Here is a 21,700-nt window from a genome sequence, read left to right as displayed (position 1 = left end):
AATGGCCGCTTGCATTGTCGCACACAACCGCTTTCGTGTCTGTTGGGTTCCGCGCAACCAAATCGGGCGTCGCGCATTGCTGGGCATGGACGGCAGGAAACCCTACGAAACACCGCAATGGTGGCCCGGAAACGAGGGCCGTGAGGCGATGTGCTGTTCCTTCTGCGGCGGCCGCGACCATCGTTTCGAGGAGTGTCCGCGAAGATCCGATCCTTTCCGGCCTGGTGAACCCGACGGCGACGATACAGCGGAGCAATCAGTCGGCTGATCCGAGGTGACTGGCAGTGGCTAACCGGGGCGGTGGCTAACCGGCACCGGCCTTGACCTCGCCGAAGAAATCGATCAGCGCGCCAGCCGTTTGCCCGGGCATTTCCTCGGGGAAGAAATGCCCGCCTGACATAGCGCGGCCACGCACGTCATCAGCCCAGTTCCGCCATAACGCCAGCGGTCCGCCTTCGCCGGCATACCATTGGGCCAGCACGCCTTGCCCGCTCCACAGTGCCAGCACCGGGCAGGCGATGCGCCGGCCGGCGGCTTTGTCCGCCCGGTCGTGTTCGCGGTCGAGCGTTGCCGCCGCCCGGTATTCCTCGCAGATCGCGTGGATGTGGGCGGGGTCGCGCAAGGCATCGACATAGGCCCGGCGGATGCCGGCTGGAAAGACATCGGGCGATGAACCCCAGCCGCCCAGCGCATTGTCGACGATGGCGTCTGGGGCGCCCGCCAGGATCTTTTCCGGCAAGGGCGCGGGCTGCGCCAGCAGGGACCACGGCCAGTAGCCGAGCGCCAGCCGGGCATCGGCCCGGTCCCAGGCATCGGCCGTGGGCACGATGTCGAGCACGGCGAGTTTTTTGATAGGGCCGGGATGGTCGAGCGCCAGGCGGTAGGCGACACGCCCACCGCGATCATGGCCGGCGACCATGAAGCTGGTAAAGCCGAGTTCCGCCATCATCGCCACCATGTCGGATGCCATGGCCCGCTTGGCATAGGGCGCGTGATCGGCGCTCGATGCCGGGCAGGCGCTGCGGCCATAGCCGCGCAGGTCGGCGCAGATGACGGTGAAACGTTCGGCGAGCGCCGGCGCAACGTCGCGCCACATCAGATGGGTCTGCGGAAAGCCGTGCAGCAAAAGCACCGCCGGTCCGCCACCGGAGCGGCGCACGAAGATGCTGACGTCCCCGATGTCGACGTCGATAGGCTGGAAATGCTCGAACATGGCTGGCCTCCGGCACAGGCAACGGCTGGAGAATGGAGTTGGTTGCAGCGCCTTTTGTGCAAGCGCCGGCTCTTTGCGCCGCGAAGGTGGCTCGCCGGCGCGATCGGCGTCGCCCGCGGCCTTGGCCTCTGGCCGGGTTCGCCATGCTGATCGTGCTGATCGTGGCAGGGCTGCTGCACTTGCCTCGAACCCAGGGCCGGCCTTGGAGTGAGGGCGACAGACAGCCGCTTCGGCCCCAGAGGCAGGCCCTCTTCGCCAACCCATTGGGCCAACCTTTCGGGCCGACGGGCGTTGTCCCAGTGAAGGGAAGGCCGCCGCGGGCGGCTGTTCAACGAAGGAGGCCGAGATGAAAGCTCTCGCCATAGCATCATGCGCCACGATGCTGGCCGTGGCGATGCCGGCCGCGGCACAGACGGCTCAGCAGATACCGAACCAGCAGGGCGACAAATGCCGGGTGCAGACGGATCAAGGCGGCAAGCAGCAGTCCGGCAGCGGCGACCTGAGCGAAAAGCTCAGTGATTGCGGCGGCGTGTTGAAGCCGCCGGCTACCGGCGACCAAGGCATGGCCGCGCCGGCGCCCGATGAAGGCAACACACCGGTAATCAAGCCTGGCGAAGTGCCGCCCCAGCCGCCGAAGCAGTAGAGTTGGTTAGACGACATTGCAGTGCCTGCAGCGGAACCTCGCGAACCAGGAAACGTTTCTATGACAAGACGGACCTGGGAAGGATGGGATCGTGAGAGATATTGCCGGAACCGCTACGTTGCTTGCCTCTATTGCTGTTGTGATCGTCCTGATGCTGATGGCGCCGAAGAGCTTCGGCTTCGAGAGTTCCCACCCGATCGTCAACGGCGATCTGCCCACCCAATGATCGAAATGGGCCAAAAAAAGCAGGCGAGTTCGCCTGCTTTTTGTTTGGGCATTGCCTTGGCCTATCGGACCAGAAGGCCGGCGTGATCGCACAGCGCGGTAAAGGCCTCCTGTGCCTGTGCCGCGCCTTCATTGTTGGTTAGCGCCGCCTCGATCTTCTCGCGCGCGGCCTGGTAGAAAGGGCCGCGCTTGGCATGCGGCCAGTCGATGAGGACTTCACTGGCGTCCTGGAGCGTGGCCACCTCACGGATCGTGTCCGATCCATGCGGCTTGACCCGCAGCGGTGTCGACAGCATCAAATCGGCCATTGGTTTTCCCGCTATTGGAGGATGCGCGCTTCACGCGCGGCGTCGATCATCGCCCGCATCGCCTTTTCCGGCGGCGTCCAGCCATCCAGGGCATCGCGGCAGCTGCGCAGTGCCGCCCGGTAGCGCCGGCCCCGGCCGGCCGGCCAGTCACCAAGGCATTCCAGACCTTCCCAGGCGCTGCGCACCACGCGCTCCCGTTCGGGGGCGAATTTCAGGCGGATCGGTCGGGGAAACATCTTGTCGTTCAACGGTCGTCTCCATGAATCGCATGGCGGTCAAAACCGGGGGCAAGCCGACATGCACAGAGGAAGCGCCGGATAACGTGGCCGACAGGGCAGGGTTCCAGGTCCGGACGATCAATTTTCAAGCTTGCGCTCAATCGCTCGCGACGGCGTCCGACAAGGCTCTCGGCGCTGGCAGATCCGCGCCCTCTGCCAGCGGCCGGTCATGCTCGAACTGCTCGGCGTCGGGCAAGGCATGCAGCCAGGTTTCGCGCCGGCCGGTCCACAATTCATATTGCGGTTCAAGGTCCGTCGGCGCGACGTCGAGACTGCCGAGCATCACCTCGGCCTCGTTGTCGTCGACCCAGGCGACGCGGCTGCCGCAGGTCGGGCAAAAGCTGCGTGTGCCGTAGCTGGCCACTTCGCCCGATGTCTCGAAGGCATCGCGCGGCCAGATGGCAAAGGCGGAATAGACCGAACCGCTCGCCTTGCGGCAGTCCTTGCAGTGGCAAAGGCCAACCCGCGACGGCTTGCCGGTGACGACGAAATGCACGCCGCCGCACAGGCAGCTACCGGTCCTGCGTGTTGTCTCGGACATGGTTGCGGCCCTCCGTTTTCGCCACCCTGGCTGTCAGCCATACGGCTGTGCAGCCGATGCTTCGTCAGTTTGGCATGCCACGGGCCGGGCGGGACAGATGCTCGTCTGCCATTTCGTTGGCCAGGATGAGAAACCGGGAAAAAGACATCCTGTTCACCGTACCGCCGGGCCCGGTTGACGCGGCCCGCAGCAATCTTCAACGCCGTCCAGGTGAAATGGTTGCCGCCTTGCGGGCCGCGTTCTTCTATCCGCGCGCGGCCATGTGGTTGTCGAGCTTCTTGCGCGAGGGGCCATAGCGCTTGATGATGGTCTGCGCCTCGCTCTGCGGAATGCCGTATTTGCGCGCGAAGGCGGCGACCTCATAGGTCTCCTCGCTCGAGACCAGCTTGCGGTCCTGCTTCGTCTTCGATTTGTCGTCGGGCATGGCTGGCCTCACTTTCTGTAAGCCGCATGGTTGCGCGGACGTCTAGATGTCGCGGTCAGACATAACACGGATCGGTCATGCTGGTTCCATGGCGGATGGCGGCGACCGCCGGGCGCTTGCCGCCGGCCCCGATTCAGGCCGATGGAAAGGCCGGGTCGGCGCCGTGGCCGTCAGTCGCGCCGCATTCGGCGCAGGGCGCGCTGGCGCCGGGGCAGCCGCGGTAGTGCGTGCCGGCGGGACAGCAAAGGCCGTTTGAACTCGTCCAGCGCGGGCACTGGAAAACCTGTCCGGTGCCGCCGCAGCCATCGCACTCCAACACCGGTGACCGGACCAGATAGGACTTCGTTCCCAATCTGACGCTTGCGCCCAAAACTCGACCCACCCCAAAATGACTGCACAGGACACGCCGTGCATTAGCCCCAGCTAACAATATCACGTTGCCGGTTACGGACAAGTTTCAGGATCGTTAATTGTTCGTCAACGCCCGGCGCATGTTGTGGCGGCTGACGACCGGCGCCCTGCGCGTGCTCCGAAATCGGAGAGAAAAAAATCGCCGACTCATGAAAAATCGCTGGCCCATGTCGGATCCGCGCGTGGCGGCGCGTCCTTGGGGCTGATGAAGCTGGAGAACAACCATGTCGTCGCAAATCGCACAATCGCCGTGGCAGACCGCGGCCCTCCTCGTTGCCCGGCTGATCTTCGCCGCCGTCTTCCTGATGGCGGTGACCTTCAAATTCATGGGCATGGAGGCCACGGCGGGCTATATCGCGGCCGCCGGTTTCCCGTTCCCGCTCTTCCTCGCCTGGTGCGCGGCGATCCTGGAGGTTGCGCTGGTGCTGTGTCTGCTGAGCGGCGCCTTCTTCACGCAGGCCGCCCTGGTCGCCGCCGCCTATGTGCTGTTCCTGGCCTTTGCCTTCCACGGACCCAGCCACTGGTCAGGCAACCAGGCCGAATTCGGCTTCTTCGTCGACCATTTTTCATTCCTGGCCGGGCTGCTGTTCGCGGCGGTCCATGGACCGGGGAGGATTCTGGCGCTGAACCTGGGATGGCCGGGCAGGGCTTAGCAGCCCGCCCGGGGCAGGGATTAGGAGCCCGCCGGGGCAGGGCCTAGGAGCCCGCCCGGGGCAGGGCTTAACAGCCCGCCCGGCAAGGCGCGAAGAGGACCTTACATCTGGTCGTTGTAGGGCTCCTTCATCTGGCCGACCATGCGGGCCAGCTTCGAGAAGGACGGCATGTCCGCCTCCGGCTGGCACTGGTTGGCGAGTTCCAGCAGCCGGATCGGGAAGTTGACGGCGTCGCGGCTCGACGCCGACATGCCTCCTGATCGCTCCTCGCCGGTTTCGGAGGCCTCGGCCTTGCGCAGGGCAATGTCGATCTCCTCCGCTGTCAGCACGCCCTTCTTGACCAGGACGTGGTTGATCGAGGCGACGGCCATCAGCAGGCCTTCGAGTTGCAGGTTGGCGACGTTCATGGACTGCTCCCTCCATTGATCGCAGTGGAAACGCGTCAGCAGCGTTTCCGATCCCAGGACGCTGGCCGGCCGGACGCGTCTATTCCTGCGTCAGGCGCTCGCCATATTCGCGCCACACCGCCTTGACCTCGAGGCTGCCGAGGCGCGGGATCGAGGGGTCGCCGCAGTCTATGGCGACGGTGCTGATGTCGTAGTTGGGGTAAGCGTGGGCGACGAAGCGGATCGCTTCGCCAAGCGAGTGCACCCGGATGATCGGATCCGCCTGGCCCTGGCCAGTGCTGCGCACACCGGAAACCGTGGCCGGAGCGTGCCGCATCCTAAAGACGGATGCCATGGCTGGTCTGTCCATCGTCCTCTCCTAAAAGGCCGTGCGACGGGAATCATTCCATGAGCTGCCGCTGATGATTTCACAGGAGCCGGCTGTTGAAAAGCCTGATGAATGTCAGGGCCGCGGTCATGCCCCTTCCAGCAAAATATGAATTTTTTCCTAGAAGCTCGTTGACCGGGTGAGGGCAGCCATGCTACATATTTGTCCATGGTGCTGATTTGCGCCAACGACCCGCCGCCGAGGCGGGTTTTGTTTTTTGGCGCCATGCCAGGAACGCCGCTGCGATTGCAAATCTGAATGCTGGCGGGACAGCGCCCCCTCTGTCCTGCCGGACATCTCCCCCACATGGAGGGAGATCGGCAGCTTTGGCGCTCCGCCACTCCATAAGACGTTGGAAATTGGCGAAAGCCGGCGAGTGCTTAATCTCCCCCCTCGTGGGGGAGATGTCCGGCAGGAGAGAGGGGGGCGCCGTAGAGCGCTACCTCCGCGAGATGCGAGAAATCCCATGCCCCGCTATGCCACCATCATCACCGGCGACGACGGCCTTGAGGTCGTCAGCGCCATCGGCGAATTCGACGGCGTGGCGCCGCAGGCGCGGCTCGGCCGTGTCGAGGCGGTGGCGCCCGGCGTGCTGATCGGGATGGTGCGAGACGCCAGCGGTGGGTTTTGTTTTCCGCGGGCCGGCATCGACAGCCGCGCTGTCGGCCTCGCCATGGCGAAGCTCAAGGCGCGGGCCGAGGCGGCAAAACCTGCCGCAAGGCCCAAGCGTGGCAAGCGGGCCGGGAAGAAGACCGTTCGCTCGAAGAAGGCGGTCCGGCGAAGCAGATCGGAGCCGTCCAAAGCGGCGACCGGCGATGCCTTGGGGTAGGCCGATGGCTGACGAAACCGACGTCGCGCCGAAGCGCCGCAAGGCAAGGCCGGCGAGGCGCAAAGCCGCCGCCAGCCCGGCAGCCGCGAAGGCGCCCCGCCCGAAGCGGACGAAGAAGACGCTGGGCGACGATTTTCTCGCCGCCGTGCGGGCCGATTTCCGGGCGCATGGCGCCGGCGTCCTGGCCGAGGTGCGGGCCGACAAGCCCGACCAGTATCTGAAGATCGTGCTTTCGGTGCTGCCCAAGGACATCGATGTCGCCATCAACCAACTGGACACGCTGAGCGATGAAGAGATCCGCAGCCGAATCCGCAGCCTCGAAACCGTCCTCAGGCCGTTCCTCGACGACCCCGCCGATCGCCGCGAAGACGGAATATCTGGCGCTGCTGGCGGAACTTGACCGCCGGCGCCGCGCCAACCAGTTGGCGGCGTACAAACCGTATCAGCGCCAGGCCGAGTTTCACGCGGCCGGCGCGACCAATCGCGAGCGGCTGTTCATGGCCGGCAACCAGCTCGGCAAGACCAGAGCAGGCGGCGCCGAATGGGCCATGCACCTCACCGGCCGCTATCCCCAGTGGTGGCAAGGCAAGGTTTTCGACACGCCGGTGCGGCTGTGGGCCGCCGGCGTCACCGGCGAGGGCACGCGCGACAACCCGCAGCGCGTGCTGGTCGGCCCGCCGCAGCAGCAGGCGGCATGGGGCACCGGCATGATCCCGGCCGACGCGATCGCCGACGCCATCATGGGACGCGGCGCGCCCGGTGCGCTCGACAGCGTCGTGGTGCGCCATGGCGGCGGCGGCGACCGACAGGCCGGCGAGAGCGTGTTGTCGTTCAAGAGCTTCGAGAAAGGCCGCGAGAAATGGCAGGGCGAGACGCTGCACGGCGTCTGGTTCGACGAGGAACCGCCGCTCGACATCTATTCCGAGGGCCTGACCCGCACCAACGCCACCGGCGGCATCACCATCGTCACCTTCACGCCGCTGCTCGGCATGAGCGATGTGGTGCTGCTGTTTTTGTCGGCGGGGGAGGTGGAGCGGATGGGGTGAGCAGCCGGTTCGCGTAAGCGAATTCATCGTGCCGGTGGCACGATGAAAGGCCGGCGAACGCCGGGACGCTGCAGAGCAGCGGGGACCCGGCCGGGTCCGCTCAGGACTTGGGTTCCTCGCCCCCGCAAAGCGCGGGAGAGGTGGCCGTGCAGCGGTCGGAGAGGGGCTTCGTGGGGCGCCCGCTTAACCAGGTCGGCGCCATGCCCCTCTCCGTCTCGGCTTCGCCGAGCCACCTCTCCCCCCGCTTCGCGCGGGGCGAGGAAACCAAGCTTTCCAAGGACAGCCCTCATGTCCCGTCACGTCACCTTCATGACCATCGACGATGCCGCGCATTATTCGCCCGGGGAACGCGCGGCGATCGTCGCCGCCTCTCGGATATTCTGTTCGAGGTGATCGTGCGGAGGTTCAGGCGCGCGGCGGAGGAATAGCCCGAGACTTTGCTCGGCGTCGAAAATCTGCACCTGTCGGTTCTATCGAGCCAAAGCCCGCTTCGGTTCGCGCCGAGGCGGGCTTTTTGCATTTGTGGCTCCCGACCGGCCACTGCTATATCCCGACGCAAGGCTGCCGCGTTCGCGGCGGCGTTGATTCAGCTTGGGTTTGCGGATGCACATTGAACGATATGACGGGGACCGCGACGCGTTGCGGCCGCTGTTTGCCCTTGCCGACGATTCATCCATGCAGATCTCCAGCTATATCGCTCAGGGCGAGGTGCTCGTCGCGCGGGATGGCGGGAGGGTCGTCGGCCATGCGCAGATCATCGAGACAGGCGACGGCGGTGTCTTCGAACTCAAGAGCCTTGCCGTGCGTCCGGCAAGACAGAGCGAGGGGTTGGGGCGTGCCCTTGTCGCGGCGGCAATCACCCGCTGCCGCGAGTGCGGCGGCCGACGCCTGATCGTTTCGACGGCGAGCGCCGATATCGGCAACCTGCGATTTTACCAGCGGCAGGGCTTTCGGATGTACCGCATCGTTCGGGATGCGTTCGGGCCATCGACCGGTTATCCCGAAGGCCTGCTCGTGAACGGCATTCCGTTGTGCGACCAGGTGGTCTTTGAACGGGATCTCGGCGCCGATTGACGATGGCGGATTGCCCGCATGTGTTGCAATGCCATTGGACTAGCGACAGCCATCGCACACAACCAATAGCCCGCTCCGGTTCGCCGGGGCGGGCTATTGGTGTTTCTGGGCCTAACGCGCATCTTCGGATTTTTCATGCATGGCGTGCTCCAAAGCCGGGTTACTTCGGTAGACCTGCCTTAGGCCAGGATGTTGACGGCGCGGGCCGCGACCAGCGCGATCGTCAGCAGCGAGATCATCGCCTCCGCCATCATCAAAAGCTTGGCGCGTCGGGAAAGCGGCAAGGTGTCGGTCGGAGAAAATGCCGTCGCGTTGGTGAAGGCGAGGAAGAAATAATCGACGAAGCCAGGCAGCCAGTCGCGGATTTCGCGATCATTCAGGGTCATTTGCGGAAACAGGAAATCGGCATCGGCGCGTTTGACCAGGCCGCAGGTCGGCGGCCCGCCCCGGTCGGTGCTCCAGAACCACAAGGCAAAGACGATCACGTTGGTGACCCAGATGTTGAGCGCGTCGACCAGCAGCGTCTGGCCGCTGGAGCCGGCATGGCCAGCCAGCAAGGCACGCACCAGGAGCACCAGCGAACCGCAATTCATGACGCTGACGACGCCGGTCATCACCAGGGCCGTCCGGCGGATCATGACGCGAAACCGTCCGACCAGATACCAGTGCTCCTCCTCGACCGCTTTCTGGGTGGCGGCCTGCGTCCAGGCGGTGGCCACGGACAGCGGCGCGAGCAGGGCGGCCTCCAGCGCCGGCGCCAGCCAGCGGGGACCGAATGAAAGATCGTTGATGACCAGAAGCTGCAGGCAGATGATGACGAGGACCGCCGCGCGCGCCAGCCAGAAGTCGAGCGCACGGTGGTGAATGACGGCATGCGGGTGACGCATCGAATATCCGGGATTTTCTAGTGGGATCAGGTGTGCGGGCTGTTCTGCCCGGTAAGGGCAACGGGACGCCGAAGTTCCCGCTCAATCTTGGTCTAGCAATGACCTGCAAGTATACTTTTTTGTAAGCTTTGACGTTGGGGCTGTTCGGCAAACCGGGCAATGTGGTTTAAGCCGCGCATGGCGGGAATTGACGACTCCATCGATCGTTGGGTGCCGGCAGGGCTGCCTGCCGTGGCGCTGGACTCGTCGTCGTTCTGGTCCGCCCTGCTTCGGCACCCCTGGGGTTTGCTGGCACTTTTGTGTCTGGTGCAGACGCTGTGCTGGACCGTGGTGCCAACACTCATCGATCCCGCACCGCCCGGCGATGTCGTGGAAGGCTTCATGTGGGGCCGCGAATGGGTGCTTTTGACCTACAAGCACCCGCAGCTCCCCGGCTGGCTGCTCGAGGCCAGCCATCTCCTGACCGGATCGTTCCGCTGGCCGCAATATCTGCTGGCCCAACTGACGATCTCGGCCACGTTCGTCCTGGTCTATCTGCTGGCCCGCGACATGCTCGGACAACGCCGCGCGCTGGCCGCCGTGCTTTTGATGCCATCGGTCTATTTCTTCGGCTGGCCGACGCCGCAATTCAATCACGACTATGCGCAAATGCCGTTCTGGGCCGCGATCTGCTGGCTGCTGTGGCGCGCCGGCCGCGGTGGCGGGCCAGGCTGGTGGCTGGCGCTCGGACTGGTGTCGGGCGTCGGGCTTTATGCCAAGTTTTCCACCGGCCTGCTGCTTGCCTTCGGCGCTCTCTGGCTGCTGTCCGACGCGCGCGCGCGCAGTCGGCTGGCGACGCCCTGGCCGTGGCTTGGCCTGGCCGTTTGTCTCGCGGTCGCCGCGCCGTTGGCCATCGCACTCTACCGCATCGATTTCCTGCCGTTGACCTATTTCGCCGGCCGCGATGCCTGGGTAACCGAGCACCGTGCGCGCCTCTACTATATCGGTGTCCAGCTGGCCGGGTTTTCCGGCTTCCTCCTGGTGCTGGCGATATCAGGGCTGCTGCGGCGTACGTCGGCTCCGCAGGACCCCGTCGAGCGCGGTAAGCTGGTCTATCTCACCTGGATGGGACTTGGGCCGGCGACGCTGATCATGGTCGCCTCTTTGTTCACCGGCACCGGCGAGGCCTGGGGCGCGCCGATGTACAATCTCGTCGGCGTCGTCGCGCTCGCCTTTCTCGGTCACCGGCTCGGTGCCCCCGAGATGCGAAGGTTGGCGATCTGCGCCTTCATCTGCATCGTGGCCATGTCGGGGGCCTATGCGGCCATCCGCTGGACGGATTGCAATGTGCGCGGGCGGATGGACGCCGTCTGCTGGCCGGCGCGGCCGATCTCGGACGAGGCCGAGGCGGTGTGGCACGCCGCGGTGCCCGGCCGGCTCGACATTGTCGGCGGCGATACCAATCTTGCCATGCTGGCGGGCCTCAACGCCTATGACAAGCCGTCGATCTTCACCGATCTCGATATGCGGTTCGCACCCTGGATCACGAGGCAGCGGTTGCGCGACCATGGCATGCTGATGGTTTGGTCGGGTCCTCACGTGCCGTCGCAGCTGCGGGCATGGTTGGACAACGTTCCGGTCAAGACCGTTCTTTTCAACTGGTCGCGCGAGGCGCCGCCTGTGGCGATCAGTTTTGCGGCCATTCCGCCTGGTATCCGATATCTGCCGGTCGCCGCCAGCAGCCGGACTCGGCATCCGCGCATCTAAGGTTTCCCCGTTCCTTAGGGGGCGCCTTTCACCGGTATAGCCGAATGGCCCGCTCGTCCGACTGGACGAAGCAGGCGACAATGCCCATTTATGGGACTATCCAAATTTGTTGTCGCGCAATTCCCCGGGGAACGCCGCTACAGTTTTCCCGGAATTGCCTTTTGAGGAGACGTTACATGGCGACTTCGAGCGAACGTGCAGTGCTTGCCGGCGGCTGTTTCTGGGGCATGCAGGATCTGATCCGGCGCATGCCGGGCGTCCTCGCCACGCGTGTCGGCTACAGCGGCGGCGACGTGCCGAATGCCACTTATCGCAATCATGGCACCCATGCCGAAGCCATCGAGATCAGCTTCGATCCGGCGAAAATCAGCTTCCGCCAGCTTCTGGAATTCTTCTTCCAGATCCACGATCCGACGACGCGCAACCGCCAGGGCAACGATGTCGGCATGAGCTATCGCTCGGCAATCTACTACACCAGTGAGGAGCAGAAGCGTGTGGCGGAGGACACCATCGCCGATGTCGATGCCTCTGGCCTGTGGCCCGGCAAGGTTGTCACCGAGCTCGCTCCGGCGGGAGCGTTCTGGGAGGCCGAGCCCGAGCACCAGGATTATCTGGAGAAGTATCCGAACGGCTACACCTGCCATTTCGTCAGGCCGGGTTGGAAACTGCCGGTTCGTGAAAAGGCCGTTTCATAAGGCTCGCGGATCAGTCTTTGCGGCAGTGGGTTTAAGCGCCCGCCGATTGCCGCGAGGCCATATCAATAGCGGCTGTTAACCACCGCCCGGCGGTTGACAGTGCGCGGCGTTGCTGACCAACTACGCGGGTTGATTGGTTTCAGGGGGAGCATGAGGAAGCTCTACGAGAAGCGTGTGTTGGTGAAGCGGGAAAGGCTCCCAAGTGTCGCCGCGGCAGGACCGCTTTCTCCCAAACCAGGCTGACGGCTCGGCCGGTCTTTTGGTAGTGACTGGACCGGTTCGTTACGGTGCTCGGATTGCCGGGCGATGTCTTGCCCCGCCGGATCTGAAAAGATGATTTCTTCCGAGCCTGTGGCCGGCGCCCGGCAGCTCAATGCAGTTTTCATCCTGGATGTTTCTGCTTACACCGGGCCCCTGCTTTCCGGGTGGGTCGAGGCGGGAAATCGTATTGGCGCGATCATCGTGCCTGGCTTTCAGCGCCCATCCAGAGGCTTCAGCATTGGCAATTTTCGACGCCGGCTGAGGCGCCAGCTTCTGCTCAGGCGCTATCTCGGCAACACGCCGGTAAAGTTGATCGAATTCGGCCGGCCTTACGACTGGGATGAGCTTGGCCGGCAATTGCCTGAGATCGCCGCGGATGTACTGATCTGCTACGCTTTCCCGACCCTGATCCCGCAACAACTGCTCAGCCTCTTTCCCAAGGGCGGCCTTAATTTTCATCCGGCGCTGCTGCCCAACTACCGGGGTCCGCATCCTCTCCATCGCCTGGCCGCGGACGGCCAGCATGCCGTCCATGGCGGCGTGACATTGCACAAGATGTCCGCCAATTTCGATGACGGCGACATCCTCGGACACGTGCCGTTCTGCGAAGCACACTGGGCAACGCGGCGGGATGTGGCCGACAGCGTGGCGACCGCGATGCGCGCGTTGGTGCGCGAGGTGGCGCCAGCCTATTGCGAGGATTTGGTGTCCGGGACGCGGCAGCCAACCGGTGATTTCGTCTGGGCGCGACTTGAGCGGAACCACATGGCGATTTCATCCGACATGTCGATCGAGCACGTTGCCCGATTGTGGCACGTCCTGGGCGGCAATCCCGGTATCTATCTGGACGTTGCCGGCCGCGAGGTTCGGTTGGCCTTTCAGATCGCGCGACTGGGTCCGCCAACTGGAAAAGGTCCGGTCAGGCGATGGGGGAGGGTGGAGTTCGATCTTGCCAATGGCCGGGTTCGATACCTCACCTATGGCCGCCTGCTCAAACGGCTGATGAAAATGCACACCGCATTCGCACGGCCAAAAGCCGGAAAACCGTGCCCCGAAATAAGAGTGTTTGGCAAAGTGGCCAGCGAATCGGTGCCAGAGGTACCGCCAGCCGGTCGTGGCGTATAGTGAGACCAACGAGCATGGAAAGCGCGGAACTTGCGTCCGCGCTTTCCCTGCTGCGAAAACTACTTACCGCAGTTCTTGTCGGCCACGGTCGGCGCGGTCGCCCTGCCATTGGCATCCGTCTGCGCGCTGGTCGGGCAATTCTGGTCCGCGTTGGAATTCATTCCGCCCGGCGTGATGGTCGGGCTGTTGGTTGCACCCGGATCGAGCCAAATTCCCGGGCGCCGGCACCCGGTTGTGCCTGCGCTGGCGCAATGCTTTGGCGCAGCTTGCTGAAAAAACAGCTTCCCCAACCGATCGAATGGTGCTTTAACGCCGCCATCCACAGGGGTGCTCCGTACGGTCGGGGCTGAGACGGGGGCGGCAAGCCCACAGACCCTAGAAGCTGATCTGGGTAATACCAGCGGAGCGAGGCGGGCGATGTTTTCAGGCGCACAGGTTTCCCTATATCTCATGGCCGACGATTTTGTCGGCGTCATCCTGGGCGCGCTTGGCGCGCTCGATTCGTATCGCGACAAGCTCAGGATCGAGACCGACGACATCTCGACCTTGCTGGTCGGGCCCCCCGAGGTGCTATTCCCGGCGCTGCGCGACCTTTTCGTGGCTGCGTCTGGCAGCGGTAAGCATTGCGTGCTGTCGGCGACCATTTCGCGTGGTTGCCCAGGTGAGCCGGACGATCCGATCTGCCGCTCCGACACGTTTGGCGGACCTGCCGGGCCACTCGGCCCGCGCAAGCAAGCCGCCATTTCCGCCGTGCGCGGCGCGCCCGCCACTGGGCAGCCAGCGGCGGCGCAGTTCTCGCTCTATGTGATGGGCACGGACGACCACATGGACGAGATCTATGGCTGCATCGATTTCCTGAAGCAGTCCGGCGTCTACGATCGCTCCAAGAATTTCTGCACCAAGCTGCGCGGCGATGCCGGCGCGATCTTCTCGGCGCTCGACGAAGCCTTCTGCCGCTTCGGACCAGGCGCCGGCCACGTAACCCTCGACGTCACGGTTTCGGCCAACAGTCCCACTGCCGTCTGAACCGTTCGCGCCGACGCGCGCCGTCAAGGTCATCCTCTCGTGGCTTCATCGTCGTTCAACCCGCGTCAACTCGCGGGCTTCCTCGCCCAGGCGGCGCCGGCCGTGATATCGATCGGCCTGGTGCTCGTGGCGTGGGAACTCTACGCAAACCATTCCGGCATCAAGCCGACGGTTCTGCCGGCACCCTCGCGCGTCTTCGAACAGGCGATGCTCAATCGTGACGCGCTGCTCGACAACGCCATTCCCACCATCCGCGCCACGCTGATCGGTTTTGCCTGTTCGCTCAGCGCCGCCTTCGCGCTGTCGATGCTGGTCGACTTCTTCCAGCCTTTGCGGCGCGCGCTGTTTCCTGTCTTCATAGTCAGCCAGACCTTGCCGCTGGTCGCCATCGCGCCATTGGTGGTGCTGTGGTTCGGTTTCGGGCTGACGCCCAAGATCATGCTGGTGGCACTGGTCACCTTCTTCCCGATGCTGGTGGCCCTGGTGCAGGGCTACGAGGCTACCGAGGTCGAGATCGGGCAGATGCTGCGCGCCATGGGAGCAGGGCGCTGGCGGGTCTTCATCCTGGCACGGTTGCCTTCGGCGCTGCCTTATTTCTTCGCTGGCCTCAGGATCTCCATCACCTATGCCGTCGTCGGCGCCATCTTCGCCGAATATGCGGGCGCGGCCAAAGGGCTGGGCATCTACATGCTCAACGCCAAAAACAATTTCCGTCCCGACCTGGTGCTCGCCGCCGTCGGCGTCAGCGCCGCCCTTACCCTCGTCCTGTTCGGGCTGACGGTGGTGCTGCAACGACTTGCCATGCCTTGGGAAAGAGCCGCTGGCAGGCAAGCCGCCCGAAAAGGCCCGCAAGCATGAGCCGGCTCGAATTGCGGCATATGCGCAAGGCCTTTGGCGGGCTCGAAGTGCTCGCCGACATTTCGCTGCGCGTGGATGCCGGCGAATTCGTCTCGATCCTTGGGCCTTCGGGTGCCGGCAAGTCGACGCTGTTCCAGCTTCTGACCGGCGCCGAGCATGGCGAGGGTGAGATGTTTTTCGACGGCGCGCCGCTCGACGATCATGGCAGGCATTTCGCCTTCATGCCGCAGCGGGACGCGCTGATGCCGTGGCGGCGCATCCTCGATAACACGACGCTCGGGCTCGAGGTGCAGGGCCTCGGCCGCAAGGCGGCGCGGACGCGTGTCGCGCCGCTGTTTGCCGAGTTTGGGCTTGCCGGCTTCGAGCGGCATTTTCCGGCGCAGCTTTCAGGCGGCATGCGGCAGCGCGCGGCGCTGCTGCGTACTGTCGTGCAGGAACGCGACATGTTGCTGCTCGACGAGCCGTTCGGCGCGCTCGATGCACTGACGCGCGCGGCCATGCAGCGCTGGCTCGAACAGATGTGGCGGCACCATCGATGGACGGCGTTGCTGATCACCCATGACGTGCGCGAAGCCGTGTTCCTCTCCGACCGCATCTATGTGCTGTCCACGCGGCCGGCCCGTGTCGTGCGCGAGATCAAGGTGCCACTGCCGCGCCCGCGCGATCCGACCAGCGCCGCCACACGGCGGGCCGGAGAACTCGAGGCCGAGATCCTCGACATTCTGCTCAACCTCCAGCCAACCAAAGGACATGACCATGATTGACTTGACGCGCAGGCAGGCTCTGCTGCTCACCCTTGCCGGTAGCGTACCGCTGATCACCGGATCGAGCCGCTCCTTCGCGGCAACGCAAAAAGTCACTGTCGCGCTGGACTGGACGGTCAACACCAACCACATCGGGCTGTTCGTCGCGCGCGAAAAGGGGTTTTATCGCGAGGCCGGTCTGGAGGTTGATATTGTGCCTTACAGCGACACCGGCGCCGGCACGCTTGTCGCCAACCGCGTCGCCGATTTCGGCATCAACGGCACCATCAGCCTGTTCACCCAGAAGACCGCCGGCGCCGACTTGAAGGCCGTCTATGCCGTCGTGCAGTCCGAAACCGGTCGGCTGGTGTTCAACGCGGCGCGCAGCGAGATCAAAAGTCCGAAGGATCTGGACGGCCTGACCTATGGCGGTTTCGGCAGCGCCTGGGAGAACGCACTGATCTCGACCATCATCCGGCATGATGGCGGAAAGGGCAATTTCGAGACGGTGACGCTCGGCACTTCCGCCTACGAGGCGCTGGCCAACGGTTCGGTCGACTTCACGCTCGAAGTGTCGACCTGGGAGGGCGTCGAAGCCGAGCTCAAGGGCGTCAAGCAACGCAGCTTCGTCTATGCCGACTATGGCGTTCCCGACGAGCACACGACGCTCATCTCTTCGAGCGAAGCGTTTCTCCAGGCAAACCCCCAACAGGCGTCGTCCTTCATCCAGGCAACGCGGCGCGGCTATCAGTTCGCGGTGGATCACCCAGAGCAAGCCGCCACGCTGCTGATAGCCGCCAACAAGGATGCCCTCACCAATCCGGCGTTGATCCAGGCTTCGCTGAAGGCACTGATCGACGGGCACTATCTGCGCGGGCAAGACGGCACCATCGGCATCATGGATCCCGCCAAGATGGAAGCGATCGGCTCCTATCTCCTCGCCGCCGGTATCCTGCACGATGCCGATGGCAAGGTTGTCGCGCAACGTCCGGATTTTGCGGGATATTTCAGCAATGGGTACCTCAAGTAGGGCGTCGGTGCAGAGGCCGCGAAAGGTCATATCGCGAGATGCTGAAAGACCGGGTACGGCCTTGCCGTTCGGCGGCTTTGACCCGGTTTGATGCCGATCTGATCTTCTCGGTTAACGGCACGGCAATGGTTACGTGCAAAGGTCGCCCCCGAGGGATCATCGGGATGCTTGCCTTGCTCATGTCAAAAAGTGAAGCGCTTTCGCGTGCAGCAGACAAAGGGCTTTTGTCGGCGGCGCGCAAGCACGAGATCATGCTCGACTTGCGCGAAGGCTTCTTTCGCGCCTGTGCGCTGCTGTGCGCGGCGCTGTTCGTCTATCGCGGCGTCTATCAGCTTCTCGAGGATCCGACCCGGCTCAACACCGCGCTGGTGGCGATTTCCGAGATACTCACTTTCACCTGGCTGCTGCTGTCGCGGCGTCCGGTCACGCGTGACTGGAATCTGCTTACCGTCATCGTTTCGGTGACAGCCAGTTTTGGCGTTGCGTTGATCAGTCTCAAGCCAGGCATTGCGCTGATTCCTCTCTACGTCGCCGCGCCGTTACAGATCATCGCATTGTTGTTCGTTATCTGGGGCAAGATCTCGCTGGGGCGCTCTTTTGCGATCCTGCCGGCCAATCGCGGTGTGATGACGGGCGGTGCCTATCGGCTGGTGCGGCATCCGATCTATGCCGGCTACCTCGCCGGCCATGTGCTCTACCTCCTGTCGGCCTTTTCCTTCCACAATCTCGCTGTCTATGCGGTCATCACCTACATGCAGCTGTATCGAATCCTGCGCGAGGAGGCCTTGCTGGCCGCCGAGCCGGAGTATCGCGCTTACATGGAACATGTACACTATCGGCTGTTCTACCGGTTATTCTGAAGGCCAGGCTGTGAGGGTTGGCCAACAGGCTCCTCAGCGTCCAGTGGTCGGAGCTGCTCCCTAGGCGAGGGCGCTGTAGCTCGGCGCTTCGGTCGGCGGCAGCAACGGCGCGAATGCCGGGGCCGGCGCCAATATCGGAGATTCGGGCGGCATCAACGCCGGGCTCGGTGCCAATGCTGGTGGAACAGGCGGTATCAACGCGGAGCTTGGCGCCAATGTTGGCGGTACTAGTGGTGTCGGCGTCGGCTGGCATCGACAACGTAACCAATCCCAGCAACCCGTCGAACGTGGGCATATCGCCCAACCCTAGCCAGCTCAACGGTCCGCGTGCCGTGACCCAGATGTCGAGCTCCCAGCTGAGGCGCATGAAGAAGCGCTGCGTCGACGTTCTCGGCAGCGAGGGGACTTATGACCGCGACCTGCGCCAGCTCTGCCTGCTGATCGCACGCCGCTGAGGTTGAAGGAGGCTGCGGAACCAGCCCTGAGGCTTTGACCGCACTCTCCTGGCCTCCGACCGGTCGGAAAGCCCGCCGTCCAGGCGGGCTTTCTGCTTTGCGGGCTGGATGCTCCGTAGCCGGGATGGCCCGGCGGAACGCCAGCTCCCCTAAAACGTTCATACCTTACAACATCTGAAATAGCGCGATGTTGAAACGGCGCGAAAGCGCGCATTTAGGAGCTGGGAAAGTCATGGGTCTCGGAACAATACTTATCATCATTCTAATCCTGGCGCTGCTTGGCGGCTTCAGCGGTATCGGTGGTGGTCCGTTCTACGGAACCGGTTATTATGGTGGCGGTGGTCTCGGACTTGTGCTGATCATCATCATCATCCTTGTCGTCCTGGGCCGCATTTAGCAGTTCGATCACGGGAGCAATCGCGATCGCGTGACCGCGCTTACGTTGCCGAGCAGCGGATTGTGATGCATCAGGCATTTCGCGGGGTTCAGGTATGGTGATCGCGGTCCACACCTCCCGTGAAAACAAGAGGAGAGGGTCCACCCCTTCATCCTCCCCAAGGCCCGCTCCGGCTTCCCGGAGCGGGCCTTTTTTCGTCAAAGCGGTTCCTCGAAGGGCGGCTCCGGGCGAATTGCGATGAAGCGTCCCTGCGCTGGTGGTTGACAGAATTGGCTTGGCACGGTCATCGAGGACCAGTTCGTCGCCGTGTTCACTGGCCGCTCGGGGAAGCACTGTCCTTCTTCCTGCTCGCCGTCGTGCTGGTCATCCTGGCGGTGGCTTCGCCGCTGCTGCGGAGGGTGGCGTGATGGCGACGACGCGCATCCTCGAATGGCTGGGTCGCCTCTATGTCGGGCTGCTGCTCGCCTTCCTTTATTTGCCTATCATCATGGCGCTGATGTCGTTCAACGTCTCGCCCTTCTATCAGCTGCCGTTCGAATGGACGACCGAGTGGTACGCCTCGCTGTGGCAGAACGACCAGCTGATCGCGGCGACCTGGAACAGCATCGAGATCGCGGTCATCACCACGATCATTTCAACCGTGCTCGGCTCGGCGGCGTCGCTGGCGCTCTTTCGTCATGAGTTTCGTGGCAAGAAATTCCTGCAGGCGCTGCTGTTTCCGCCGATCGCCATTCCTTGGCTGATCACCGGCACGGCGATGCTGATCTTCTTCTTCGGCGTCGGGCGCGGCCTGTTCGCCATCCTGCTCGGCCATGTCGCGCTGGCCAGGGGCAGGCTGGGCCGTGCGGCCCGAGCGCATCCGCATTGCCGCCGATGCCGGGGCCATGGATTCCGCCAATGTCAACATGCTCGAGGGGCAGGTGTCGAAGCGCATCTTCGCCGGCAATAACAGCACCTATTTCGTCGAGCGCGCCGGACAGACGCTGAAGGTCATCGTGCAAAATACCGGTGCCGACAGGCTGGCGGAGGGGCAGGATGTGGTGCTGCGATGGTCGCCGGAGAGCACGGTGTTGATTGGCGGTTAGGATGGAGTCGACGATTGGGATGGTTGGTGTTCCTTGGCGCCCCCCTCTGCCCTACCGGACATCTCTCCCACGAGGGGGGAGATTGACTGTCATCGCCGGTTTCGCAAATCTCTCACGTCGCAAAAAACGAGCGCCAAGGCTGAAGCCGCCGATCTCCCCCTCGTGGGAGAGATGCCCGGTAGGGCAGAGGGGGGCGCTGTCCCGCCATACGGTCGGGTAGGCCTAGGAGCACATCGATGACGCTTGAACTGGATGCCCGCGACCAATCCATGCTCGGCGGCGAGCACGGCCCGTCCGCTGCGGCGGCCATGAAAATCCTGGCCGCTTTTTCCAACGCGATCGGAGCAAACAGCCTGCTCGACATCACCGGCGCCCATATCGACGGTTGCCTCTATCACGGCAAGGCAGGGCTCGATTTCGTCGAACGGCTGGTCGAAGGCGGCGGCCGTGTTCAAGTGCCGACGACGCTCAATGTCGGGTCGTTCGACCTCATCCATCCCGGCATGGTGAAGATGCCGGCGGCGGAGGAAGCACCGGCGCGGCGGTTGATGCAGGCGCATCTCGAACTTGGCTGTCAGGCGACATTCACCTGCGCGCCTTATCAGACCCGCTTCCGGCCCGAATTCGGCCAGCAGATCGCCTGGGGGGAATCCAACGCCATTGTCTTCGCCAATTCGGTGATCGGCGCGCGCACCAACCGCTACGGCGATTTCATCGATCTGTGCTGCGCCATGACCGGACGCGCACCGGCCTGGGGCCTGCATCTCAGCGAAAACCGGCGCGGCCGTGTCCTGTTCGAACTGGACGCTGCCGAGCTGGAACCGACTGACAGCCTGTTCGTCGGCGTCGGGCTGATCATCGGGCAAGCCAGCGGCGACCGCGTTCCGGTGATTGCGGGCCTGCCCAGGCCGCGCGACGAGGACCAGTTGAAAGCGCTCGGTGCCGCGGCGGCAACGACAGGCGCGGTGGCGCTGTTCCATGCGGTTGGCATCACGCCGGAGGCCGGAACCGGCGACGAGGCGTTTCAAGGCATGGTGCCCGAGGAGATCGTCCGCGTCAGCCGTGCCGACATCGACCATGCATTGGCCAGGCTGTCGATGGTGCCTGACGGCGCGCCGCTCCGCGCCGTGTCGCTGGGCACGCCGCATTTCTCGCATGAGGAATGGATGCGCCTGCTGCCGCTGCTGCGTGAGGCAGCACCCGGCAAGGGCATCCCGATCTACGTCAACACCGGACGCGCGACGCTGACGCGATTGCAGGAGGAGCGGGCGCTCGACGGCTTGGAGGCATTCGGCCTGATCCCGGTTGCCGATACCTGCACCTATGTCACCTCGATCCTCGAACGTCTCGACGGCGTGGTGATGACCAATTCCGGCAAATGGGCGCATTACGCGCCGGGCAATATCGGCGTGACCGTCGCCTTCGCCGAGATGAGGGACTGCATCCGCTCCGCGGCCGTGGGGCATGTCGTGCGGGGTGTGTCGTGACGCGGCGGATTGAAACGGGCGCGGCTGACCGGCTGGGCACTTTCCAACTGGCCGGCACCGCCGAAGGGCAGGCTTTAGTGTTCTCGCAGCCGCTCAGCTTCTGGGGCGGCATCGATGCCGAGACGGGCGACATAACAGATCATTCGCATCCAGGTCTTGGCCAGAATGTCGCCGGCAAGATCCTTGTCATGCCGAGCGGCCGGGGATCGTCATCCTCGTCCTCGGTGCTGGCCGAGGCGATCCGCAGAGGCACGGCGCCGGCGGGTATTCTTCTGGAGCGGCCGGACCCGATCCTGGCGGTGGGCGCGATCGTCGCCGAGTTTCTCTACGACATTCGAATTCCGCTTGTGGTGTGCGATATTTCCGGCATTGGTTCCGGTGGTCGGCTTTTCATCGGTATTGGTGCGGATGGCGCTGCGGTCGTTCGCAAGGTCTAGGAACATGCGTTCCTAATCAAGCTCAGCGCGCACATCGCGGATGGAGGCCGCCGCTGCTTCCCAAATCTCATTTCTTCCAAGACGGCTTCCTCTCGAACAAACCTGCCGGCGCGGCCCCGAACATTGGCACGATATTCTAAGCTGCGCGGTTGACCGTGGGCGTGCTCTGCGGCGTATAATTCTACTAAA

At 64.0% G+C, this 21,700-nt stretch carries 27 protein-coding genes, 3 pseudogenes and 1 riboswitch; of the genes and pseudogenes, 22 read left to right on the top strand and 8 right to left on the bottom strand.

What is annotated here, in order from left to right; translation table 11 throughout:
* Positions 1-304 precede the first annotated feature (304 nt).
* Positions 305-1,213 carry an alpha/beta hydrolase gene (locus EN808_RS20355; RefSeq protein WP_135916726.1) on the bottom strand — a complete coding sequence of 303 codons (909 nt, stop codon included), beginning with the start codon at positions 1,211-1,213 and terminating at the stop codon, positions 305-307.
* A 346-nt stretch (positions 1,214-1,559) separates the two neighbouring features.
* Here EN808_RS20355 and EN808_RS20350 point away from each other — a divergent pair, with 346 nt between their 5' ends.
* Together EN808_RS20350 and EN808_RS37645 are read left to right on the top strand one after the other, a co-directional pair.
* Positions 1,560-1,856 carry a hypothetical protein gene (locus tag EN808_RS20350; RefSeq protein ID WP_127279767.1) on the top strand — a complete coding sequence of 99 codons (297 nt, stop codon included), beginning with the start codon at positions 1,560-1,562 and terminating at the stop codon, positions 1,854-1,856.
* A gap of 91 nt (positions 1,857-1,947) precedes the next feature.
* A complete protein-coding gene (locus EN808_RS37645; RefSeq protein ID WP_281041223.1) occupies positions 1,948-2,082 on the top strand; it encodes a hypothetical protein in 135 nt (44 codons plus the stop codon).
* A 61-nt stretch (positions 2,083-2,143) separates the two neighbouring features.
* On the opposite strand, the gene EN808_RS20345 is transcribed toward EN808_RS37645, so the two are convergent.
* The 4 genes from EN808_RS20345 to EN808_RS20330 all read right to left on the bottom strand — a co-directional run bounded on the left by EN808_RS20345 (position 2,144) and on the right by EN808_RS20330 (position 3,632).
* Positions 2,144-2,389 (bottom strand): DUF982 domain-containing protein, encoded by a 246-nt coding sequence (locus tag EN808_RS20345; protein ID WP_135866170.1) that lies wholly within the window; start codon positions 2,387-2,389, stop codon positions 2,144-2,146.
* Between the two features lie 11 nt (positions 2,390-2,400).
* Positions 2,401-2,637 carry a DUF982 domain-containing protein gene (locus EN808_RS20340; RefSeq protein WP_127279401.1) on the bottom strand — a complete coding sequence of 79 codons (237 nt, stop codon included), beginning with the start codon at positions 2,635-2,637 and terminating at the stop codon, positions 2,401-2,403.
* 127 nt (positions 2,638-2,764) lie between these two features.
* Positions 2,765-3,208 carry a GFA family protein gene (locus EN808_RS20335; protein ID WP_135916725.1) on the bottom strand — a complete coding sequence of 148 codons (444 nt, stop codon included), beginning with the start codon at positions 3,206-3,208 and terminating at the stop codon, positions 2,765-2,767.
* A gap of 244 nt (positions 3,209-3,452) precedes the next feature.
* Positions 3,453-3,632 (bottom strand): DUF3606 domain-containing protein, encoded by a 180-nt coding sequence (locus tag EN808_RS20330; RefSeq protein ID WP_015317039.1) that lies wholly within the window; start codon positions 3,630-3,632, stop codon positions 3,453-3,455.
* 635 nt (positions 3,633-4,267) lie between these two features.
* Between EN808_RS20330 and EN808_RS20325 the strand changes: the two genes are divergently transcribed.
* Positions 4,268-4,696 carry a DoxX family protein gene (locus EN808_RS20325; RefSeq protein WP_127279403.1) on the top strand — a complete coding sequence of 143 codons (429 nt, stop codon included), beginning with the start codon at positions 4,268-4,270 and terminating at the stop codon, positions 4,694-4,696.
* Between the two features lie 101 nt (positions 4,697-4,797).
* Here the strand turns inward: EN808_RS20325 and EN808_RS20320 are convergent, their stop codons facing one another.
* The gene (locus EN808_RS20320; RefSeq protein WP_127279404.1) at positions 4,798-5,103 is read right to left on the bottom strand and encodes a hypothetical protein; all 306 of its coding nucleotides are present in this window, start codon (positions 5,101-5,103) and stop codon (positions 4,798-4,800) included.
* 79 nt (positions 5,104-5,182) lie between these two features.
* Complete coding sequence (locus EN808_RS20315; RefSeq protein WP_127279405.1) at positions 5,183-5,452, bottom strand: hypothetical protein; 270 nt, start codon at positions 5,450-5,452, stop codon at positions 5,183-5,185.
* 484 nt (positions 5,453-5,936) lie between these two features.
* Between EN808_RS20315 and EN808_RS20305 the strand changes: the two genes are divergently transcribed.
* From EN808_RS20305 to EN808_RS20285, 4 genes and pseudogenes are all read left to right on the top strand, one after another.
* Positions 5,937-6,299: a hypothetical protein gene (locus EN808_RS20305; protein WP_135916724.1), complete on the top strand. Its 363-nt coding sequence runs from the start codon at positions 5,937-5,939 to the stop codon at positions 6,297-6,299.
* A gap of 4 nt (positions 6,300-6,303) precedes the next feature.
* On the top strand, positions 6,304-6,699 hold the full coding sequence (locus EN808_RS20300; RefSeq protein ID WP_135916723.1) for a hypothetical protein: 396 nt from the start codon (positions 6,304-6,306) through the stop codon (positions 6,697-6,699).
* Positions 6,656-7,315: pseudogene (locus tag EN808_RS20295) on the top strand (terminase family protein); the annotation flags it as partial. The gene EN808_RS20300 and the pseudogene EN808_RS20295, both read left to right, overlap by 44 nt.
* A gap of 633 nt (positions 7,316-7,948) precedes the next feature.
* The gene (locus EN808_RS20285; RefSeq protein WP_135916721.1) at positions 7,949-8,419 is read left to right on the top strand and encodes a GNAT family N-acetyltransferase; all 471 of its coding nucleotides are present in this window, start codon (positions 7,949-7,951) and stop codon (positions 8,417-8,419) included.
* 179 nt (positions 8,420-8,598) lie between these two features.
* Here EN808_RS20285 and EN808_RS20280 read toward each other — a convergent pair whose 3' ends face one another.
* On the bottom strand, positions 8,599-9,306 hold the full coding sequence (locus EN808_RS20280) for a hypothetical protein (protein ID WP_135866179.1): 708 nt from the start codon (positions 9,304-9,306) through the stop codon (positions 8,599-8,601).
* 177 nt (positions 9,307-9,483) lie between these two features.
* Between EN808_RS20280 and EN808_RS20275 the strand changes: the two genes are divergently transcribed.
* The 15 genes and pseudogenes from EN808_RS20275 to EN808_RS20200 all read left to right on the top strand — a co-directional run bounded on the left by EN808_RS20275 (position 9,484) and on the right by EN808_RS20200 (position 21,511).
* Complete coding sequence (locus EN808_RS20275; RefSeq protein ID WP_245511827.1) at positions 9,484-11,052, top strand: glycosyltransferase family 39 protein; 1,569 nt, start codon at positions 9,484-9,486, stop codon at positions 11,050-11,052.
* Between the two features lie 176 nt (positions 11,053-11,228).
* Positions 11,229-11,747 (top strand): peptide-methionine (S)-S-oxide reductase MsrA, encoded by a 519-nt coding sequence (msrA, locus tag EN808_RS20270; RefSeq protein ID WP_135916720.1) that lies wholly within the window; start codon positions 11,229-11,231, stop codon positions 11,745-11,747.
* Positions 11,748-12,317: 570 nt separating this feature from the next.
* A complete protein-coding gene (locus EN808_RS20265; RefSeq protein ID WP_210235456.1) occupies positions 12,318-13,133 on the top strand; it encodes a formyltransferase family protein in 816 nt (271 codons plus the stop codon).
* A gap of 313 nt (positions 13,134-13,446) precedes the next feature.
* Positions 13,447-13,560: riboswitch (TPP riboswitch) on the top strand.
* Entirely contained in the window at positions 13,551-14,159 is a 609-nt protein-coding gene (locus EN808_RS20255; protein ID WP_135916717.1) for a YkoF family thiamine/hydroxymethylpyrimidine-binding protein, read from the top strand. Its footprint overlaps the riboswitch before it by 10 nt.
* Positions 14,160-14,198: 39 nt before the next feature.
* Positions 14,199-15,017, top strand: a complete 819-nt coding sequence (locus EN808_RS20250) for an ABC transporter permease (RefSeq protein WP_167531515.1) — start codon at positions 14,199-14,201, stop codon at positions 15,015-15,017.
* Positions 15,014-15,781 carry an ABC transporter ATP-binding protein gene (locus EN808_RS20245; protein ID WP_135916716.1) on the top strand — a complete coding sequence of 256 codons (768 nt, stop codon included), beginning with the start codon at positions 15,014-15,016 and terminating at the stop codon, positions 15,779-15,781. The genes EN808_RS20250 and EN808_RS20245 overlap by 4 nt, the downstream gene beginning before the upstream one ends.
* Entirely contained in the window at positions 15,774-16,790 is a 1,017-nt protein-coding gene (locus EN808_RS20240; protein WP_135916715.1) for an ABC transporter substrate-binding protein, read from the top strand. Before EN808_RS20245 ends, EN808_RS20240 begins: the two co-directional genes overlap by 8 nt.
* 38 nt (positions 16,791-16,828) lie before the next feature.
* Positions 16,829-17,650 carry an isoprenylcysteine carboxylmethyltransferase family protein gene (locus EN808_RS20235; RefSeq protein WP_245525105.1) on the top strand — a complete coding sequence of 274 codons (822 nt, stop codon included), beginning with the start codon at positions 16,829-16,831 and terminating at the stop codon, positions 17,648-17,650.
* Positions 17,651-17,865: 215 nt separating this feature from the next.
* On the top strand, positions 17,866-18,105 hold the full coding sequence (locus EN808_RS37090; protein ID WP_245525104.1) for a hypothetical protein: 240 nt from the start codon (positions 17,866-17,868) through the stop codon (positions 18,103-18,105).
* Positions 18,106-18,337: 232 nt separating this feature from the next.
* On the top strand, positions 18,338-18,502 hold the full coding sequence (locus EN808_RS20225) for a DUF3309 family protein (RefSeq protein WP_127280942.1): 165 nt from the start codon (positions 18,338-18,340) through the stop codon (positions 18,500-18,502).
* A gap of 270 nt (positions 18,503-18,772) precedes the next feature.
* Positions 18,773-18,909 (top strand): annotated as a pseudogene (locus EN808_RS37085) (ABC transporter permease); the annotation flags it as partial.
* Positions 18,909-19,451, top strand: coding sequence for a hypothetical protein (locus tag EN808_RS20215; RefSeq protein WP_245525103.1), 543 nt, complete (start codon positions 18,909-18,911; stop codon positions 19,449-19,451). The pseudogene EN808_RS37085 and the gene EN808_RS20215, both read left to right, overlap by 1 nt.
* A pseudogene (locus EN808_RS20210) lies at positions 19,342-19,587 on the top strand (TOBE domain-containing protein); the annotation flags it as partial. The gene EN808_RS20215 and the pseudogene EN808_RS20210, both read left to right, overlap by 110 nt.
* Before the next feature lie 236 nt (positions 19,588-19,823).
* A complete protein-coding gene (locus EN808_RS20205; RefSeq protein WP_135882008.1) occupies positions 19,824-21,074 on the top strand; it encodes an aconitase X in 1,251 nt (416 codons plus the stop codon).
* The gene (locus EN808_RS20200) at positions 21,071-21,511 is read left to right on the top strand and encodes a DUF126 domain-containing protein (RefSeq protein WP_189524140.1); all 441 of its coding nucleotides are present in this window, start codon (positions 21,071-21,073) and stop codon (positions 21,509-21,511) included. The genes EN808_RS20205 and EN808_RS20200 overlap by 4 nt, the downstream gene beginning before the upstream one ends.
* Positions 21,512-21,700 lie beyond the last annotated feature (189 nt).

The organism is Mesorhizobium sp. M8A.F.Ca.ET.165.01.1.1, from assembly GCF_004792065.1.
Classification (GTDB): domain Bacteria; phylum Pseudomonadota; class Alphaproteobacteria; order Rhizobiales; family Rhizobiaceae; genus Mesorhizobium.
This window is presented reverse-complemented; position numbering and strand designations above follow the sequence as displayed.